This window comes from Sporosarcina sp. P33, assembly GCF_002077155.1.
Classification (GTDB): Bacteria; Bacillota; Bacilli; order Bacillales_A; family Planococcaceae; genus Sporosarcina.
In genome coordinates, this window is the sequence record NZ_CP015027.1 from 3,086,823 (window position 1) to 3,106,410 (window position 19,588).

General features: G+C 44.4%; 21 protein-coding genes and 1 riboswitch. Of the genes, 20 read left to right on the forward strand and 1 reads right to left on the reverse strand.

The window, feature by feature from the left end; all coding sequences use genetic code 11:
* The 5 genes from SporoP33_RS15055 to SporoP33_RS15075 all read left to right on the forward strand — a co-directional run bounded on the left by SporoP33_RS15055 (nucleotide 1) and on the right by SporoP33_RS15075 (nucleotide 5,259).
* Nucleotides 1-720, forward strand: coding sequence for a response regulator transcription factor (locus tag SporoP33_RS15055; protein ID WP_081244491.1), 720 nt, complete (start codon nucleotides 1-3; stop codon nucleotides 718-720).
* Entirely contained in the window at nucleotides 717-2,507 is a 1,791-nt protein-coding gene (locus SporoP33_RS15060; RefSeq protein WP_081244492.1) for an ATP-binding protein, read from the forward strand. Before SporoP33_RS15055 ends, SporoP33_RS15060 begins: the two co-directional genes overlap by 4 nt.
* A 48-nt stretch (nucleotides 2,508-2,555) precedes the next feature.
* On the forward strand, nucleotides 2,556-3,080 hold the full coding sequence (locus SporoP33_RS15065) for a sigma-70 family RNA polymerase sigma factor (RefSeq protein ID WP_081244493.1): 525 nt from the start codon (nucleotides 2,556-2,558) through the stop codon (nucleotides 3,078-3,080).
* Nucleotides 3,081-3,084: 4 nt separating this feature from the next.
* Nucleotides 3,085-4,281 (forward strand): GerMN domain-containing protein, encoded by a 1,197-nt coding sequence (locus SporoP33_RS15070; RefSeq protein ID WP_081244494.1) that lies wholly within the window; start codon nucleotides 3,085-3,087, stop codon nucleotides 4,279-4,281.
* Between the two features lie 72 nt (nucleotides 4,282-4,353).
* A riboswitch (FMN riboswitch) is annotated at nucleotides 4,354-4,488 on the forward strand.
* 189 nt (nucleotides 4,489-4,677) lie between these two features.
* Nucleotides 4,678-5,259 (forward strand): ECF transporter S component, encoded by a 582-nt coding sequence (locus SporoP33_RS15075; RefSeq protein WP_081244495.1) that lies wholly within the window; start codon nucleotides 4,678-4,680, stop codon nucleotides 5,257-5,259.
* Between the two features lie 232 nt (nucleotides 5,260-5,491).
* Here the strand turns inward: SporoP33_RS15075 and SporoP33_RS15080 are convergent, their stop codons facing one another.
* Entirely contained in the window at nucleotides 5,492-5,749 is a 258-nt protein-coding gene (locus tag SporoP33_RS15080) for a ferredoxin (protein WP_081244890.1), read from the reverse strand.
* A 111-nt stretch (nucleotides 5,750-5,860) separates the two neighbouring features.
* On the opposite strand from SporoP33_RS15080, the gene SporoP33_RS15085 reads away from it, so the two are divergent.
* From SporoP33_RS15085 to SporoP33_RS15155, 15 genes are all read left to right on the forward strand, one after another.
* Nucleotides 5,861-6,889 (forward strand): YpbB family protein, encoded by a 1,029-nt coding sequence (locus SporoP33_RS15085; RefSeq protein WP_081244496.1) that lies wholly within the window; start codon nucleotides 5,861-5,863, stop codon nucleotides 6,887-6,889.
* Nucleotides 6,889-8,328 (forward strand): RecQ family ATP-dependent DNA helicase, encoded by a 1,440-nt coding sequence (locus SporoP33_RS15090; protein ID WP_081244497.1) that lies wholly within the window; start codon nucleotides 6,889-6,891, stop codon nucleotides 8,326-8,328. Before SporoP33_RS15085 ends, SporoP33_RS15090 begins: the two co-directional genes overlap by 1 nt.
* 147 nt (nucleotides 8,329-8,475) lie before the next feature.
* A complete protein-coding gene (locus tag SporoP33_RS15095; RefSeq protein ID WP_081244498.1) occupies nucleotides 8,476-8,781 on the forward strand; it encodes a hypothetical protein in 306 nt (101 codons plus the stop codon).
* 108 nt (nucleotides 8,782-8,889) lie between these two features.
* Nucleotides 8,890-9,654 carry a metallophosphoesterase gene (locus SporoP33_RS15100; protein ID WP_196796812.1) on the forward strand — a complete coding sequence of 255 codons (765 nt, stop codon included), beginning with the start codon at nucleotides 8,890-8,892 and terminating at the stop codon, nucleotides 9,652-9,654.
* 28 nt (nucleotides 9,655-9,682) lie between these two features.
* A complete protein-coding gene (locus tag SporoP33_RS15105) occupies nucleotides 9,683-10,645 on the forward strand; it encodes a YpdA family putative bacillithiol disulfide reductase (protein WP_081244500.1) in 963 nt (320 codons plus the stop codon).
* Nucleotides 10,646-10,719: 74 nt separating this feature from the next.
* Entirely contained in the window at nucleotides 10,720-11,412 is a 693-nt protein-coding gene (gene prsW / locus SporoP33_RS15110) for a glutamic-type intramembrane protease PrsW (RefSeq protein WP_081244501.1), read from the forward strand.
* An 84-nt stretch (nucleotides 11,413-11,496) separates the two neighbouring features.
* Nucleotides 11,497-12,294: a spore cortex-lytic enzyme gene (gene sleB / locus SporoP33_RS15115; RefSeq protein ID WP_081244502.1), complete on the forward strand. Its 798-nt coding sequence runs from the start codon at nucleotides 11,497-11,499 to the stop codon at nucleotides 12,292-12,294.
* A 24-nt stretch (nucleotides 12,295-12,318) separates the two neighbouring features.
* Nucleotides 12,319-13,602 carry a PepSY1/2 domain-containing protein gene (locus tag SporoP33_RS15120; protein WP_081244503.1) on the forward strand — a complete coding sequence of 428 codons (1,284 nt, stop codon included), beginning with the start codon at nucleotides 12,319-12,321 and terminating at the stop codon, nucleotides 13,600-13,602.
* 69 nt (nucleotides 13,603-13,671) lie between these two features.
* Nucleotides 13,672-14,313 (forward strand): flagellar brake protein, encoded by a 642-nt coding sequence (locus tag SporoP33_RS15125; RefSeq protein ID WP_158233624.1) that lies wholly within the window; start codon nucleotides 13,672-13,674, stop codon nucleotides 14,311-14,313.
* Between the two features lie 76 nt (nucleotides 14,314-14,389).
* Nucleotides 14,390-15,067, forward strand: a complete 678-nt coding sequence (gene cmk, locus SporoP33_RS15130; RefSeq protein WP_081244505.1) for a (d)CMP kinase — start codon at nucleotides 14,390-14,392, stop codon at nucleotides 15,065-15,067.
* Nucleotides 15,064-15,648: a lysophospholipid acyltransferase family protein gene (locus SporoP33_RS15135; protein ID WP_081244506.1), complete on the forward strand. Its 585-nt coding sequence runs from the start codon at nucleotides 15,064-15,066 to the stop codon at nucleotides 15,646-15,648. The genes cmk and SporoP33_RS15135 overlap by 4 nt, the downstream gene beginning before the upstream one ends.
* 80 nt (nucleotides 15,649-15,728) lie before the next feature.
* Nucleotides 15,729-16,877, forward strand: coding sequence for a 30S ribosomal protein S1 (gene rpsA, locus SporoP33_RS15140; RefSeq protein WP_081244508.1), 1,149 nt, complete (start codon nucleotides 15,729-15,731; stop codon nucleotides 16,875-16,877).
* Nucleotides 16,878-17,007: 130 nt separating this feature from the next.
* Nucleotides 17,008-18,318, forward strand: coding sequence for a ribosome biogenesis GTPase Der (der, locus tag SporoP33_RS15145; protein ID WP_081244509.1), 1,311 nt, complete (start codon nucleotides 17,008-17,010; stop codon nucleotides 18,316-18,318).
* A gap of 26 nt (nucleotides 18,319-18,344) precedes the next feature.
* Nucleotides 18,345-19,364: an NAD(P)H-dependent glycerol-3-phosphate dehydrogenase gene (locus SporoP33_RS15150; protein ID WP_081244511.1), complete on the forward strand. Its 1,020-nt coding sequence runs from the start codon at nucleotides 18,345-18,347 to the stop codon at nucleotides 19,362-19,364.
* Nucleotides 19,365-19,375: 11 nt separating this feature from the next.
* On the forward strand, nucleotides 19,376-19,588 hold the full coding sequence (locus SporoP33_RS15155; RefSeq protein ID WP_369821941.1) for a DUF2768 domain-containing protein: 213 nt from the start codon (nucleotides 19,376-19,378) through the stop codon (nucleotides 19,586-19,588).

Genomic DNA, 19,588 nt, shown 5'->3' on the forward strand with positions numbered 1-19,588 from the left:
GTGGAAGAAACCGTGAAGTTATTAGTGGTGGATGATGAGGATCGTATCCGCCGTCTGTTAAATATGTATTTATCCAGAGAAGGCTATGAAATTGACGAGGCAGTTGATGGAGCAGAGGCTCTTGAAAAAGCATTCACTGAACAATATGACTGTATTTTGCTCGATGTCATGATGCCGGAGAAAGACGGTTTGGAAGTGCTGGCGGAATTGCGTGAGAATAAGCTGATGACGCCTGTCATTCTTTTGACCGCGAAAGGGGAAGAGGCAGATCGTGTAGGCGGATTCGAGAGCGGTGCAGACGATTATATTGTCAAACCGTTCAGTCCGAGGGAAGTCGTGCTGCGTGTGAAAGCGATGCTAAGACGCTCCGTTTCATTTCCTAATGTATCATCCAATACGACGTCGAAAGATCTGGTCGTATTTCCGCAGCTAACAATTGATCACGATGCACACCGCGTAACGGCAGAAGGCAAGGAAGTCAATTTGACGCCAAAAGAATATGAATTGCTGTATTTCCTTGCAAAGTCACCAGACAAAGTATTTGACCGTGAACAATTGCTGAAAGAGGTATGGCATTACGAATTTTTCGGAGATTTGCGGACAGTCGATACACATGTAAAACGTCTGCGTGAGAAATTGAGCCGTGTGTCTGAAAAAGCGGCAAAGATGATCGTCACTGTCTGGGGTGTCGGGTATAAGTTTGAGGTTCCGAACGAATGATGAGAATATGGAATTCAATTGTCGGGAAGCTATGGGCCACCATATTGCTTCTCGTTTCCTTTGTCTTGTTTATCGTCACACTGTTCCTGCTGGAGTTTCTGGATAACTTCCATACGAAACAAGCAGAAGAGTCATTGCAGAGAGAAGCTGCCACCATCAGCAAAATTGTCAACGACCAAAGCGGACAGAAGACCGATTCTGTACATCAGATTATAGAAGATATTCTTGATGCGGAAACTAATGCTCTTGTGGTAGACCCAAGGGGAGACGTTCTTTATTCATTCCACACATCAAGCAGCAAACAAGAGATTGAAGAAAAGCTTCTTTCGGAAAAAGGCTTATTTGATTCGCCTGAAACCGGCAAGCAAAAAATGAAGGAAATGATACTGCCTTCTCTGACTGAAGCGGATGTCATGGAGCAGTTTTTAATTCTTTCTTATCCGTATGAACAGGCATCTGGCCAACAGGCAAGTGTGCTCATGTACCAAAGTTTGGATGCTGTTCACAGGACGACTAAAAGTACAACGAATATTGTATTCCTTTCTGCGTTTATCGCATTTCTTCTGACAACATTTTTTGCTTTTTTCCTATCCACACGTATAACACTGCCGCTGCGTAAAATGAAGCAGGCCGCTTTTGAATTATCAAAAGGGAACTTTGATACGCATTTGCCGGTCATGCAAAAAGATGAAATAGGTCAGCTGGCAACCGCTTTTAACCAGATGGGACGTCAACTAAAATATAATATGGAATTGATCAAGCAGGAGAAAGAACAGTTGTCGAGCATCTTGACGTCGATGACAGACGCGGTTGTGACATTTAATCAAGACTATTCTATCCTGCTTAAAAACCCTCAAGCAGAACTGCTGCTGAAAAAATGGTACGGCTATAACGAGAAAAAGGAACATCCATTGCCAAAAGAAGTGTTCCATATGCTTGAACATGCTATTTCATTTGACGAGGAAGTGGAGGATGAACTGGAATTAGGCGGACAGTTTTATGTGATCTCTATCAGCCCGCTGTACAGTGAGAGCAGTATCCGCGGAGCAGTTGCTGTGTTCCGTGATATGACGGAGCAGCGTAAACTGGATAAGCTGCGTTCTGATTTCATCGCGAACGTTTCGCATGAACTGCGCACGCCAATTTCGATGCTGCAGGGATACAGTGAAGCGATTATCGATAATGTGGTGAGCAGTGAGGAAGAGCGTATGGAAATGGTTCAGATTATTCATGACGAATCAAAACGTATGAGCCGTCTCGTAACCGATTTGCTGAGTCTGGCCAGAATGGAGTCAGGACATATTCAGCTGTATAAAGAACCTTTGCCGATTGTGGAATTCCTCGACCGCATGGTGACGAAATTTTCACAAGTAGCCAAAGACGCACAAGTCACCTTATCTTTACAGACTGAAGAGTCAGAAGCACTTCTCGTGACCGCTGACGAAGACCGTATGGAACAAGTTCTGACCAATTTGATCGACAATGCCATCCGCCATACACCAGATGGAGGAGCTGTTACGCTAGGGGTGTTCCGTACCGGTGGAATGCTCGATATTACAGTGGCTGATACAGGCGTAGGGATTCCTGAAAAAGATCTGCCATTCGTTTTTGAACGTTTTTATAAGGCGGATAAAGCGAGGACGAGAGGAAAAGGCGGGACCGGGCTTGGTTTGGCGATTGCAAAAAACATTATGGAAGCGCACAATGGATCTATTTTAGCGACACGCGGCGAACAGTCAGGAACCATCTTCATTTGTTCACTTCCATTTGATTCAGCAAAGAACTGAAACTTTATCCTTGCTGAATCGACTACTAGTACAGAGCGAGGGGATTGAATGGATGATTCCGTTTTTCAGCGGCTATATGAAGATTATAACCGTGACGTGTTTAATTTCCTGACATATTTAACCCGCAACCGGGAAGTGGCGGAAGATTTGATGCATGAAGTGTATGTGCGCGTTCTTAAATCATATGGCCGGTTTGAAGGGAAAAGTTCTGAAAAAACTTGGCTGTTTGCGATTGCAAAGAATGTTTCCATTGATTACTTCCGTAAACAGTCAACAGTCAAGAAACATACCAATCTTCATTTTGATTGGGAGACACAGCAATTGACCGCGCCCGGACGTTTGCCGGAACAGCTGCTGGAAGCGGATGATGAGCAGCGGCAAGTGCTGAAAGCATTAGACACATGTACAGGGGATCAGAAAATGGTCATCCTGATGCGGTTCTTCCAGGATCTCACAGTTGCTGAAACAGCAGAGATTCTGGAGTGGACCGAAAGCAAAGTGAAAACGACCCAGCATCGGGCAATCAAATCGCTGAAGGAGAAACTGGAAGTACAATCCATGAGGGAGGGGTGATGAGATGAGTGCGGATAAGTGGAATGAAGATGAAATAAAAAAGCGATTACATAATATGCCGGTTGTAGAAGATCAGCGTACTAAAGATGAGATTTTGCATCGGCTGAAGAATGATTCAAGACTTGCCGAAAATAAAGAACCGGAGAAAAAAAGGTCTGCATTCAATTGGCCCCCGATCATTGCGGCTGCCGCAGCGATTCTGCTGCTCACCATCCTGGTGCCTGTTTTCCTTCAGCAAAACACTGAAGTATCGATGGATAAAGCAGTGACGGAAGATTCCGGCGAAACCAATCAAATGGAGAGCGCAGAAGAAACCGAGTCTAGTGAATCCGCAGATGTATCCATGTACACCAAAATGGGACCAGCGCCGCATTATGCCGTTTATCCCGCTGACACAGCTTCTCATACAGCATTCCACATCGGACTTATTACAGATCAGGCAACGGTCGTTCCTGTGACATTCCTGATTCCAGATGAACAAGTTCGTCAAGATATAGGAGTTTCACCGACTGCTGTTGCACTATACAATGCATACGCTTCTAAAATAGATGAGGAATCACTTGGCTTCTCAGATTATCACCCCTATGATGCGGCGGTATCGTCAGATGGTCTGCGTATGACGATGAAGTTTGCGAAGGGACATTCTTATGATGTATCCAGTGCGGCACTTGAAATGCTGAACTTGTCTGTGCAAGATACATTTTACGGATTTGAAGAGGTGGAATTTCTGCAGGAAGACGGATCACCGATTACGTTTGATCAGGTGGGAGAAATAAAAGAACCTATCAAGTTAACGGGTGCTCTGTCCCGGCAGGCGTACTATCTGTTCGTGAAATCAGACGGGGAAGCGGTCCTGTCTTCCGATTTCGGCAAATCTTTTCATACAGTGACAGAAGCATTGAATGAAATGAAAACAACGCCAAATGATATATATGCTACTGTAATTCCTGAAGGCGTGGATTTTTCCGTATTAGAGGAATCCGGCCGTGTGAAGGTGCAATTCACGGAAACACTAGATCTAGAGAAGTATCAGCCCGAAGAAGCAATGCAGCTGATAGAAGGGATTTTGCTTACAGCAGCAAGTTTTGACAAGCGGGTGGAATTTGATCAAATCGTGCAGAAACAATGGAACGGTTTTGACTTTACCCAGCCGCTGGAAAAGCCGGTTGGAGCGAATCCTAAATCTCTAATTATCGAATAATTCTGTTTTACAGACTTGTGAAGTTTACAAAACAGTTTTTTTGCGCTATAATAGGTTCATAATTAAATATTGATTCATCTTCGGGGCAGGGTGTGATTCCCGACCGGCGGAAATGAAATAGTTTTCTATTTTTAGCCCGCGAGCTTAACAGCTGATTCTGGTGAGATTCCGGAGCCGACAGTATAGTCTGGATGGGAGAAGGTGAAGGTGCAGCCATCTTTTTGTGTACGCAAAAGTGGTGCTTGATTTCTGACGGATAATGATCTATATATTATCTGTTATTAAAAGCGCATTTTACTCTCCCTAAAGCATTTTTGCTTTAGGGATTTTTTGCAGAACAACGGATGAGCAAGCCTTTCCTCTTTTGAAGTGAATCGCAAAAGGAGAGAGGAACAAGTGAATAACAAGAAGTTACGCAAGTTAATATTGGTGGCAATTCTCGGGAGCATCTCGACTGTATTGATGCAGTTCAACTTCCCGATCCCGGCAATGCCCGGATTTTTAAAGATTGATTTCAGTGAAATTCCGGCTGTCATGGCAATCATGACGATGGGTCCGGCTGCAGGAATTGGCGTGGAATTATTGAAAAACATCATGCACTGGTTTTTGCAGGGAAGCCCGACTGGTGTGCCGGTAGGTGAAATCGCAAACTTTGCAACAGGTGTATTGTTCATTATGCCGATCTACTGGATTTTTATGAAGTATCGTTCTGCTAAAGGTCTGGCTGCAGGGTTAATCGCCGGTACGGTGGCAATGGCAGTAGGTATGAGCGCATTGAATTACTTGGTGTTCTTGCCGATGTACACATATTTCCTGGGTATGCCAGCAGTTACTGGCGACTCGCTGTATCAGATGATCATATTAGGAATCCTGCCGTTCAACCTGGTCAAGGGTGCCATGTTATTAGCCATCACGTTAATGTTATATAGAAGCATGGAGAAGTGGATTCTCCAGCAGCAAAAGAAATTATCGTTCTAAACAAATAAGCGCCAGTCTCCTTGAATTAAAAAGAGACTGGCGTTTTTGTGCGTAAAGGAAAGCGGAAAATCGCAGCAAAGGATGGACGCGCAAGAAAAATTCAATACAGCTTCATAGAGCGCGTATCTCCTGATGCACCAATGCTCTGCCGATGTCCGCTTGCATTCTCTCTGGTTAATCCAGTCAAAGAAAAACAACACATCCAATAGCAGGAAGTGTTGTTGGGATTGAATCAATCTTCATATTTTAAAGGATCGCCTTCGAAGGGCTCATCCGCAATTTTAATTGAATCCGTAGGGCAGCCATCGAACGCATCTTCAAGATCCTCCATCAGTTCTTCTGGAACTTCAGTGTTTCCCGTGTTATCATCTAAAATAACAAATGCAATCCCCTCATCGTCATAATCATAGATATCGGGTGCAGCAGCCCCGCAAGCGCCGCAAGCTATGCATGTATCCTGATCGACAATCGTATACTTTTTGCTAGACATTGTCTTTCTCCCTTCTTCCATTCACTCTACCTTTTTTGTACCTACTCTATTCTAAAGCTGTTTTCATCACTTTTCAACAATAAAACGTTATTTCTTCAGGAGTGAGCACATTTGAGTTTTGATTCTGTCTTATTAACGATCTTTCAGCGCATGCATGGCGAGCGTTCCGCACAAGGAGTCTTTCATATTCTGCGCGGAAAACGGTCCGGCCAGACGTTGCAGGATGTCGAATATTATCAAGTTAAATCATACTATGGACTGCTGCCCGGCTTATCCGCAAGCGATTTTCAGCTGGCTGTGGAGCGGCTTGTGTCAGAAGGGTATCTGTATATTGATATTCTTGTTTATGTGACGGCGAAGGGACAAATAGCGACGGGAAGTGAATTGTGGCGGTTTAATGGCTGGGACTACAGGGGGCGTGAAAGAGAGTTCGGCAGACGGCTGGCACTTTTAGTGCAAACGCTGTCGAATCTGAGAAACGGCGAAACGATGTTTATGCCAATTCAAAAAGAATTGCCTGTCCAGCAGTTCATTAAGGGGCTTTTACGCAATCAGCCGGCTCCAATAAACGCACTGGCAGAAGCTTTACGTACAGAATTGGAGCGGTCGATGACGGACGCCAAGCTGTCGGAGCTGCAGTGCACGATTGTCAGCGGACGTCTGACAGGACACCATGTAACTGCATACACATGGGAGCAGATGGCTGAAAGTTTCAAACTCCCCGTCATGACGGTGCAGCTTTATTATCTGGAGGCCTTACATATTGTGCTTGATTTTATTTCGGTGCAGGAAGATTTTCCATTACTTACGGAGCTGGCTGCCGGGTGCAGAGTGGATACATATCTGACACAGTCTGCCGAAAGAACAAGGAAACTGTTTGAGCATGGTTATTCGGTAGAGCAAATAGCTTCCTTGCGTCACTTGAAATTGAGCACAATAGAAGATCATTTTATTGAAATGGCTGCTAACGTATATGATTTCCCTTATTTGGAATTTGTTACGGATGAGCAGATCGAGGCAGTCTGGCAGCAAATTGATCAGCTGCAGACAAAGCGTTTGCGTCTTTTAAAAGAACGCTGTCCCGAGCTTTCTTATTTTCAGCTGCGGCTGATTGTCATCATTGGAAGGAGAGATAGCTGATGAAACTTCAGGAAGTGCTTGAACAGCGATTTGGCTATGATTCATTCCGTCCTGGGCAGCGGGAGGTCATTACTGAATTACTTGCCGGAAAGGATGCGCTGGCAATTTTTCCGACAGGCATGGGGAAATCGCTTTGCTATCAATTACCAGCCTATATGCTTGAAGGTGCAGTAGTTATTATTTCTCCGCTCGTCGCACTAATGGAGGATCAGGTCGCTAATTTACGAAAGCACAAAGAGAAGCGTGTCGTTGCGATAAACTCTTTTTTATCCAGGAAAGAAAAGGATATGGCTCTTGCGGCGCTAGGGCAATATAAATTTATCTTTTTATCGCCAGAAATGATGATGCAGTCTGCGGTTCAGCAGCTCGTTAGGAAGTTGCACATTGCATTTTATGTAGTCGATGAAGCGCACTGCATTTCGGAATGGGGGTTTGACTTTCGTCCTGATTATTTACGTTTAAAGGAACTGTTTTCGGATGCGGCACGGCCGCCTGTTCTTGCGCTGACGGCGACCGCCAATGAAAAAGTCATTGAAGACATCACATCCTATCTGCAGATGAGACAACCGCATATTGAACGTCAGCCGATTGATCGGCCGGCTATTTCATACCGTGTCGTACATATGGAGAAAGAGGCGGCAAAGACCGAGTGGATCATTGAACGGCTCTCTGCGACAATCGGTCCCGGAATTATCTATGTAGCCTCCAGAAAGCGGGCAGATGAACTGGCAGCAGCCATAAGAGAACGAGGCATTCGAACGGCGAGCTATCACGGCGGTAAAGAACAGGATGAACGGTCCATCATACAGGAACAATTTGTACAAGGGGAGCTTGAGTGGATTTGCGCGACGAATGCATTTGGCATGGGCATCCATAAAGACGATATTCGACAAATCATTCATGAGCATATTCCGGCGGCGCCAAGTGCATATATTCAGGAGGTAGGCCGTGCGGGACGTGATGGCAAAAAGGCCGCCGCTACGCTTTTATACAGTGAACGCGACATCCAAAAAGTAAAGTTTATCGTTTATGACGATCTTCCGGACGAACAGCAAATCCGCTATTATCATTCGCTTATGCAAGCGGGCACAGATGCGCAGGCGGCCGCTGAACAAGCAGGGTTAACAGAAGTCTCAGCCCGCTTGCTGGATTATTATTTCGAAGAATTCGACACAGAAAATGTCGTCTGTCAAATTCAGCGGATTTTTCAAAACAAGGAAAAACAAATTGCCGAAATGGAGAGCTACGTTACTAGTGAAAATTGTCTGCGGAACACACTTGTAAGATTTTTTGGCGAAAATGCTCTCCCCGCAGAAGCCGATTGCTGTTCCAATTGTCAGAACTTGGACGACACTTGGCTGAATATGCCGGATTCTCCGCCGAAACAAGTGTCAGAACCATTACAGTGGCGGGAACGATTACACAGCTTATTGGGATAAGAAGGCAGTCTGTATTTACTTTTAAGACAAAATTCGGCATAATAGAAGAAGATAAGCTTATAAATGTACGCGCTTTTTAAGGATGAAGGAACGAATTGCATCATATAATAGCAACAGACATTATGCGGTGTAAAGGAGAAATTATTTATGTTAACTAATCAGTATAAAACAGATTTTGAACAGCATCGAAAAGAGATCAAAGAAAAAGTTTCTGCTCATAAACTCCCTTCACGTGCGGAACTTCACGAGAAAAAGAAAGTGGAAAAATACGGCCAGGTGAAGATCATTAATATTTTCCTGGCGATTTTTACATTAATTCCTATTGTTATTTTGTTGTATGTACTGTCCGATCTCTATTCCCCGGATGTGCCGGATCAGGTGCCCGTTGAAAAAGTCGAGCTCTCTGTCGGCTTTCATCCCGCAACAGCTGACTGCTATTTCCCGGCTGCATAAACCGAGTGAAATGGTTATGGAATTACATGAAATCTTGCTATACTACAAATGAATTTTATTACTGAAAAGCAAAGCATGCACTTTGCTTTTTTCTATGGGAGCTGTCTAATGAAAAAGGTACGCATTGCAGGTTTATCGGTTCTCTCGTCAGCCGTCGCCATGATGGCCTATATGTTTACACTGGCCCATCGAAACCGTGTGCTGACACATACGCTGACAGCTGATTCATCCGCAACTAACATATTGCAGGTGTTTTTTATTTCAGACATCCATAGGCGCCGGCTGCCTGAGCGGCTGATCGAAGAGTTGCGCACACGTTCCATAGATGCAGTCATAGTGGGCGGGGACGCGGCAGAAAAAGGCGTGCCGGTCGGACGAGTCGAAAGGAATATGCGCATGCTGTCTGCTGTTGCTCCGCTGTTTTATATTTTCGGCAACAACGATCAGGAAGTCGGTGTGCCGAATATTTTACGTGCGGTAAAAAAGGCTGGCGGTACGGTTTTGGTCGACAGCACTGCACCGATTCCGAATCATCCGCGCTGGGGGATATGCGGACTCCAGGACCCGAACAACGGCCCGGTGGAAATTGATAAGGCGGCTGACTCAGCAGCCGGATATGAAAAGCTGATACTTGCAGTCCATAATCCTTCGCTGCTCAGGAAGATTGAAGGAAAGCTGCAGCCGGCACTTTCTCTTGCCGGGCATACGCACGGCGGTCAAATACGTTTTGGGCCATGGGGAATGCAGGATCTTGGCTGTTTCCAAAAAACAGCGGACAGCGCGAAATTAATCAGTAACGGTTATGGAACAACTATGGTGCCGCTGCGGCTGGGTGCAAAACCAGAATGCCATGTAGTGGAGATTCGCTACTAGGCAGTAAGAAATAAGGAGAGTAGATGTCATGAATTGTGCAGATGCAATAATTGTCGGCGGAGGCCCTTGCGGCTTGTCTGCGGCAATTGAATTGCAAAATATTGGACTGTCGGCAGTGGTAATTGAAAAAGGGAATATCGTTCATTCGATTTACAACTATCCGACTCACCAAACATTTTTTAGTTCGAGCAGTAAATTATCGATTGGCAAGACGCCGTTTATCACCGCTATAGACAAACCAAAGCGCAACGATGCGCTAGTCTATTACAGAACGGTCGCCCAAATCGAAAATTTGCAAATCAACAGTCATGAACGAGTGGAGGATATCCGAAGGCAAGACGGGCGATTCGTTGTGACGACAGATAAATCGGCTTATTATGCGAAATATGTCGTAGTGGCTACGGGATATTATGATCAGCCGAACAGTTTACATGTCGAAGGTGAGAATTTACCGACAGTCTTTCATTATTTTAAAGAAGCGCACCCGTATTTTAATAAAAAGGTGACAGTGATCGGCGGTAAAAATTCTGCTGTCGATGCAGCATTGGAATTACAGCGTGCAGGCGCGCATGTCTCGGTCGTTTATCGAAATGATTCTTATTCAAAAAGTGTGAAACCATGGATCTTGCCCGGGTTCGACAGTTTAGTGCGTAATGGCCATATTGATATGTATTTCAATGCGTCGGTCACGAAAATCACGGAAGATGCAGTGACGGTGGATCAGCAGGGGAAAATATTTGACCTAGAGAGTGACTATGTCTTTGCAATGATTGGCTATCACCCGGATCATGACTTTTTACGTAAAATAGGAATTGAAGTCGACGATGTGTCAGGACGCCCTGTCTTTAATGAAGAGACGATGGAAACAAATATTGACAATCTATTTATCGCGGGTGTCATTGCTGCAGGCAATAATGCCAATGAAATATTCATTGAAAATGGACGTTTCCATGGCGGAATGATCGCCAAACACATCAAACAGCATCTATGAACAAAACAGCCGTCTGTGATCAGGCGGCTGTTGCTTTATACAGTATGGTATAATAGCGTCGTGAGGAGGCGCCTATGTTTATTTTGCTGACAGTTGCAATAGCACCGGCGCTGGCACTTTTCAGTTATTTGTATCTGCGCAAGCAAATTGCAAAAGAGCCTTCGCGTACGCTGTTTCATGCGTTCATTTACGGTGCGATCATGACATTCCCGATATTATTTATTCAGCATGTCTTTGAAGAAGAACATGTATTTCATAATGAATTTATTCGTAATGCCATATTTTCAAGCAGTTTGGAAGAGTTTTTTAAATGGATAATTATTTTCATACTGGTATACAAAACGGTAGAATTTGAAGATGCGTATGACGGGATCTTATACGGCGCAAGTGTATCTCTTGGGTTCGCCACTGTCGAGAATATTTTATATTTATTAACATTCGGATTAGATACTGCATTTATTCGTGCGTTATTGCCTGTTTCCAGTCATGCGTTATTCGGCGTTGTAATGGGCTATTATTTTGGTAAAGCGAAATTCTCAGATGTCACAGAAAAAACGAAATGGATAGCAATGGCGTTTTTTGCTCCTTTTTTGCTTCACATATTATATAATTCAATTTTATTTTCCTATGATTATTGGCTGTATCTGATGATACCTTTCATGCTGTTCCTTTGGTGGTTTGGTCTGACACGGGTGAAATACGCCCATACTTTTGCAGTGCAGCAATTCAGAAAAAGAAACTCAATAAAATCAAAAAAATCCGTCTGAGCAATCAGACGGATTTTTTGTCTTATAAAATACTGAAGATTGGACAAACTACAAAGAAGCATATTTTTTTGGAGGTGGATGTTTATGAAGCGAGTATCTTCACGCTTCTTATTCGTACTATTGGCAGGCATTTTAATGTTCTCTTTCTATGCGGGTCACAGTGATGCTTTCAGTGGCCGTGATTTGGCGAAAGGCGCAAAAGGAGATGACGTGATTGAGCTGCAGGCAAGACTGCAATACATCGGTTTTTATCATGGTGAGATCGATGGCAATTTCGGATACGGCACGTACTGGGCATTGCGTAATTTTCAAGAGCAATACGGTCTGCCGCTGGATGGGATTGCAGGAAAAGGTACGCAAAAAAAGCTGAAGGGAATTACAGACTATGATGAAAAATATGTGAAAGGACAAATAGCCAAAGGGAATCAATTTACGTATTACGGCGGACAGTCGCTGGAATCGCAAGTGAAAAAGGGCAGTGCCCCGCAAAAACAAGCTCAAAAACAAATACAGGCGCCGCCGAAATATAGCAATCAGGATATCAATTTACTGGCAAACGCTGTGTACGGTGAAGCGCGCGGTGAACCGTATGAAGGACAGGTGGCAGTTGCGGCAGTCATATTGAATCGTGTCGAGCATCCGGATTTTCCGGATTCAATTGGCGGCGTTATATTCCAGCCGGGCGCATTCACGGCAGTTGCAGACGGACAAATTTGGCTTACGCCGAATGAACGGGCAAAAGAAGCGGTAATTGATGCGATCAATGGCTGGGATCCTTCCGAAAATGCGATATATTATTTTAATCCGATAACCGCCACGAGCAAATGGATCTGGTCAAGGCCGCAGATCAAAAAAATTGGTTTACACATCTTTTGTGATTGATGGAAAGGAGGATGCAGACGAATTATGAAGCGAATGATTTTTATTCTAACGTATTCATTTATTGTACTGGGGATTTATACAATCGGAACTGTACAGGAGAATGAGCAGCTTTCAATTGCACTGAATACCCAGTACTCGAAAAGTATGACAGATGCCTCACAAAAGCTTGGCGAACTTGAAGAAGCGGTAAAAAAATCATTGCTTTTTGAAGATCAAAAAAGTTCGGCGAAGGAAAGGGAAGATATTTGGAGGCTGTCCTCTGACATTAAGACGTCTATTGCATCGCTTCCCGTAGATGAAAGTTTTTCCACTTCATGGATGAATTACTTAGGCCGTTTGGGGAACTATGCCAAACAGTCGACCGAACAGGGAGATCCTGATGAGTATTACGCAGTAATTCAACGGGCGGCAGATAACCTGGAGGAGTTTTCAAGTGAATGGCAGCTGGCGACAAAAGATTTGATGTCAGGCAAAATGTCAATCGGTCACTGGGAAAAAAAATTACGTGACTCCCCCGAAGGAAAAAACAACTGGAATAAGATGGGGCAAACTGTTATGGAATATACCGAAACAGTATTTCCATTGACAGCGAGCGAATCGGATGTGCAAAAGAAAAAAGAACTCCGTGATTTAAAGGACCAAAAGATTTCCGAAGAAGAAGCGATACAGAAATTTAAAAAATTATTGCCTGCTGTTTCTAACGATATTATTGCTGCGGAAAGAAGCAGAAAAGGTGCACCCTATCCGTTTTATCATATTCGATTTGCAGAAAACTCCTCGATTGGATATATTGACATCACGGAAAAAGGCGGACATGTTTTGTCTTATTTAGTTGAGCGCCGGATGGGTGAACCTCAGAGATCCTATGAAGAGCTGCATAAATCGGCGGAACAGTTTTTAAAGCAAGCAGATTATAAGGACCTTGTACTCGAAGAAGCAAGGGAAAATGACAGTGCCTGGCACTTTGTCTATGTACGGGTGAATCCCGGCAACAACGCAAAAGTCTTCTCTGATCCAATTCATATTAAATTAGCTAAAGACAATGGAGAAATTATTGGACTCGATGCTTCCGAGTATATTAGAAAAGAGCAACTCAAGCCGCAGCCGGTCCGGGATGTCGACTGGAATAAGTTCTTCAGGTCAGAAGTCACTGTAATGGAAGAAGAGCTGGCATATGTAGAAAACAGCCAGCTGGAACAGCGTCTTGCATATTATCTGACCGTTGTGGCAGGAAAAGAAAATGTAGAGACGTATAAAATTCTTGTGGACACGGATACGCTGGAAGTCATAACAACTGAAAAACAATAATAAATAGATTGGAAAAATTTACTCCACGTGACATAATAGAAGGAATAGTAAGTAATGGCAGGTGGAGAAATGAGATTAACTATTGGAACGGTATTAACGATAGAGAAGGACTATACAGAGGAATCGGAGAAATTCAAATGCCGGGTGGTGGATATCGAAGACGATGAACACTTTATGATGGATTATCCCATCAATATGGCAACCGGTAAAACGGCCTTCTTCATTGACGGGACACAGCTGTTGGTTACGTTTGTGGATGAGTATAAAATGTCCTTTGCATTCCGTACGGAAGTCCACAGCCGCGTCAACCGGACTATCCCTATGCTCAAACTGAAATACCCCGGAGATAAGCAATTGATCAAAATTCAAAGAAGAGAGTTCGTCCGTGTGGATACATCACTTGACGTTGCATTGCAGGCAGATGCATCCGCCTTGCAGCTGGTGTCGCTGGATATCAGTGCCGGCGGACTGGCGGTCAATATGAAAGATCACGATTATTTTGCTCCGAATGAAGAAGTGAAATTAATGATTGTGCTGTATTTCTCCAAGACAGAAATCAAATACGTGGCATGTAAAGCTAAAGTAGTCCGAAACTGGGAAAGTGAAAAGCGCAGACTCACTTCTTTCGCCTTCAATGAAATTGATGAAAAAGACAGACAGCATATTATCCGGTATTGTTTTGAACGGCAGTTGGAATTGCGAAATAGCTAAAGGAAAAGTCTGTTGAAAACAGGCTTTTCCTTTTTGCATATGGTACAATATAGGCGTAAATGGAGGGGTTTTCAGCATGACTGGTGGAATGAGAATCGCAATTGACGGCCCTGCCGCGGCAGGCAAAAGTACAATTGCTAAATTAGTAGCTAAAAAATTGGGATATACGTATATCGATACAGGTGCGATGTATCGGGCCATTACATTCAAGGTGCTTCAACACGCAGCAGATCCGCGCAGTGAAGAAGAAATTATGCAGCTGATCAGCCAGACGGATATTGAATTGCAGCCTGGTGAACAAGTACAGAAAGTCTTGCTTGACGGCGCGGATGTAACGGATGCGATACGCTCGCATGAAGTAACGGCGAATGTTTCGGCTATTGCAGCAATGACAGCTGTCCGTAAACTTCTGGTGGCTAAACAGCGGCAGCTGGCAGCAAAATCTTCTGTCGTTATGGACGGCAGAGATATCGGCACGTCCGTACTGCCAGAGGCAGAACTGAAAATCTTTATGACAGCGTCTGTTGAAGAACGTGCGGAGCGCCGGCTGCTTGAAGAACAGCAGCGCGGAATGTCTTCAGATTATGAAACATTGAAAAGGGAAATCAGTGAACGGGATAAGGCGGACAGCGAACGTAAAATTTCTCCGTTAAAAAAAGCGGAAGATGCGATTATAATTGATACAACAGGGAAAACAATAGAAGAAGTGACAAACTCTATTATTGAGTATGCGGAAAAGAGGCTGGCCCAATGAACTTATATCCGCTTGGCAAATTTCTGATTGGCACTATTTGTTTTCCGCTCTACCGGATTAAAATTATTGGCCAGGAAAACTTCCCAAAAGAAGGCGGCGTCCTATTATGCACCAATCATATCGATAATCTGGATCCGCCGATCGTTGGCATCACGTGCCCGAGGACAGTTCATTTCATGGCAAAAGAAGAGCTGTTCTCGAAGCCAGTTCTGAAAACTCTGTTGCCGCGGGTGCAGGCGTATCCTGTGAAACGCGGTATGAGTGACCGTGAAGCATTCCGCAAAACAATTAAACTGCTGCGCGACGAAAAGGTAGTCGGTCTTTTCCCTGAAGGCACCAGAAGCAAGACGGGAGAGATTGGTAAAGGTTTGGCGGGTGCAGGATTCTTTGCGTTAAAAGGAGGGGATGCTAAAGTGGTCCCTTGTGCAATCATTGGACCGTATAAAGCATTTTCCCAATTGAAAGTGGTATATGGGAAAGCAATGGATATGACGCCTTACCGCGAAAGAAAAGCATCAGCAGAAGAAGTTACAGAAGCCATTATGGCTGAAATATCCAAGTTAATTGAACAGCATAAATAAAAGAATAAGAGCAAATTTTTGTTTTTGTGTGTAGATTCGCATACTATAGAGATAAGATTCATTATGGAGGAGGACTACATATGACTGAAGAGATGAATATGGATGAAGTGAAAGAATACGGTGAAGGTGCACGCGTAACAGGTGTAGTAACAAAGGTTGAAGAGAAATCGGTGACTGTGGAAATCGCAGGCGCTCCTTTTGATGGCGTAATTCCGATCAGCGAACTTTCCAGCCTGCATATTGAAAAAGCAGAAGATGCAGTCTCAGTCGGTGATGAATTACAATTGGCAGTTACAAAAGTGGAAGATGAAATGTATGTGCTGTCCAAGCGGCAAGTCGATGCGGAAAACGCATGGGATTCATTGGAAGAGAAATTCGAAAACGGTGAAATTATCGAAACTGAAGTTAAAGATGTTGTAAAGGGCGGACTCGTTGTTGATCTTGGCGTCCGTGGCTTTATCCCAGCTTCTTTAGTGGAAGATTATTTTGTCGAGTCATTCGATGATTATAAAGGACGTACGATGACATTTAAAATCGTAGAAATGGATCAGGAAAAGAACCGGTTGATCCTGTCACACCGTGCAGTTGTTCAAGAAGAGAATGAACAGAAAAAAGAAGAGGCGCTTTCGGGTATTCAAGAAGGCGACATTTTGGACGGTACGGTTCAGCGAATCGCGTCATTCGGTGCATTCGTTGATATCGGCGGCGTAGACGGCCTTGTCCACATTTCACAAATCTCCCATGGACATATCGAAAATGTTTCGGATGTGCTGAAAGAGGGGGACGAAATCCAGGTGAAAGTATTATCTGTTGACCGTGACGCAGAGCGCGTGTCGCTGTCCATTAAAGATACATTGCCTGGGCCGTGGGAAAATATTGAGGAAAAAGCACAAGTCGGCTCTGTTCTCGAGGGAACGGTCAAGCGTTTGGTTGCATACGGCGCATTCGTGGAAATCTTGCCAGGCGTGGAAGGCCTTGTCCACATTTCACGTATTGCACACGAACATATCGGCACTCCTCAAGAAGTATTAGAGGAAGGGCAATCCGTACAAGTTAAAGTATTGGATGTCAATCCGCAGGAAAAACGTATTTCGTTGAGCATTAAAGACCTGATTGACAAACCAAAAGAAACACGTGAAGAAAACTTCAGCTATGAAATGCCTGAAGAAACTACCGGCTTCTCTTTTGGTGATGTCATCGGCGATCAGCTGAAAAAATTTAAAGAATAATTCTTTGAATGTGTGCAACTGGTCACAAATCGTAAATATGCGTAATCAGAATGATGATGCTTTCATATGCATCATCATTCTTTTTGTGTATAATATTCAAAGATAGGTCGGAAGGGTGTATTGAAAGAAAATGAAAAAACCAACAGTAGCAATCGTAGGAAGACCAAATGTCGGGAAATCGACAATTTTTAACCGGATTGTAGGCGAACGCATCTCCATCGTAGAAGATGTGTCCGGTGTGACGCGGGACCGTATATACAGTTCAGCAGAATGGCTGAACTATGAATTTAACCTGATTGATACAGGCGGTATTGATATTGGTGACGAGCCGCTGCTGGAGCAGATTCGCATGCAGGCGGAAATTGCCATTGATGAAGCAGATGTCATTATCTTTTTGACGAACGGCAGAGACGGCGTAACTGATTCAGATGAACAAGTTGCACGTATGCTGTATAAAACGAATAAGCCGGTCGTATTAGCAGTAAATAAAGTGGATAATCCAGAGATGAGAGACATGATTTATGATTTCTATTCACTTGGATTTGGCGAGCCATACCCGATTTCCGGATCGCACGGATTGGGCCTTGGTGATTTGCTTGATGCGATGGCGGAGAGTTTTAAAGACATGAACTTGGAAGAGGAAGACGATGATTCAATCAAATTCTGTTTGATAGGGCGCCCGAATGTCGGTAAATCGTCACTTGTAAATGCGCTGCTTGGTGAAGAGCGTGTGATTGTCAGTGATATCGCAGGAACTACAACGGATGCGATTGACTCCGCCAAAATAGTGGATGGACAAGAATTCAAAATCATTGATACAGCAGGCATGCGGAAAAAAGGGAAAGTCTACGAGAACACGGAGAAATACAGTGTGCTGCGCGCGCTTAAAGCGATTGACCGCTCAGATGTCGTATTGATTGTGCTAAACGCGGAAGAAGGTATCCGTGAGCAGGATAAACGTGTCGCCGGCTATGCGGAAGAAGCGGGTAAAGGAGTCATGTTCGTAGTCAATAAATGGGACGCCCTGGAGAAAGACGATAAAACAATGAATAATTTTATCGACGACATTCGTGATCAGTTCAGATTCCTTGATTATGCACCCATTCATTTCGTCTCCGCTAAAACAAAGCAGCGTGTGCATACTTTATTCTCCAACATTCAAATGATCAGTGAAAACCATGCGATGCGCATTCAGTCAAGCGTGCTCAATGAAGTGGTGGAGGATGCAGTGGCAAGAAATCCGGCACCATCTGATAAAGGGCGCCGTCTGCGTATTTATTACGCGACACAAGTTGCAGTTAAGCCGCCGACGTTCGTGGTCTTTGTTAACGAACCGGAACTCATGCACTTCTCTTATGAGCGTTTTTTACAGAATCGGCTGCGTGAGTCATTTGGATTTGAAGGGACGCCGATTCGTTTAATTACGAGAGCAAGAAGCTGACTACTCGAACAGAAAGGGTGGAGGTAATGGAAACAGTCTCTATAATCGGAGCAGGAAGCTGGGGAACGGCGCTCGCTTTTGTGCTGGCTGAAAACGGACATGACAGCCTGATTTGGACAAGACGCGCAGAGCAGGCGGATGAAATCAATGACCGGCATACGAATCACCGGTATTTGCCGGAAGTGAAACTGCCCGAGAACCTTAACTCGACAAGTGACTTGAAGACCGCGGTGCAGCATGCGAAAACCATCGTCCTGGCTGTGCCGACTGTTGCGATGCGTGAAACATGCAGAAGTATACAAGAATTATTGACTGAACCGGCTGTCTTTGTTCATGTCTCCAAAGGAATAGACCCGGACTCGCTGAAACGAATTTCTGAAATTATTGCAGAAGAGATCGATGAATCGCTGCGTGAAGCGATTGTCGTACTGTCCGGGCCGAGCCACGCGGAAGAAGTGGTTATGCGTCATCCAACGACAGTGGCGGCAGCTTCATGCAATATGGCAGCCGCGGAGCGTGTCCAGGATTTATTCATGAGTAATTATTTCCGTGTTTACACGAATAAAGACGTGATTGGTGTAGAGCTTGGCGGTGCATTGAAAAATGTCATCGCATTGGCAGCGGGTATTTCAGACGGTCTTGGATACGGTGACAATGCGAAAGCAGCGCTTATCACAAGAGGTCTGGCAGAAATTACGCGGCTTGGCGTGAAAATGGGTGCTGGTCAACAAACGTTTTCCGGACTGACGGGACTAGGTGATTTGGTTGTTACCTGTACGAGCGTCCACTCAAGAAACTGGAGGGCGGGCAATCTGCTCGGAAAAGGCCAGTCTCTTGAGAAGGTTACGGAGGAAATGGGCATGGTCATAGAAGGAGTCCGCACAACGAAAGCGGCATACCGGCTCGCACAGCAATTTGAAGTGAATATGCCGCTGACAGAAGCGCTGTACTCCATATTATTTGGAGGCATTCCGCCAAAGCAGGCTGTGGATCAATTGATGAGCCGTGGAAAGAAACAAGAAATCGATACGTTTTTCGGTATTTAAACTGTAGGAGGGTGACAATTTTGTCCTCGTTAGATAAAATGTGGCTATCTTTTTACGCAATGGGTTTCATGGTAATTTCAATGGGCTTGATTTATGCAAGCCGATATAAAATTAAAAACCGTGTGGTAAGTATCCTGTTTGCGATTATTGCGTATGCATTATTAATTTCATCGTTCTTTGCTATGGTCTATTTAGTATTTAACGGACCGACTGGAGGGGCGTAA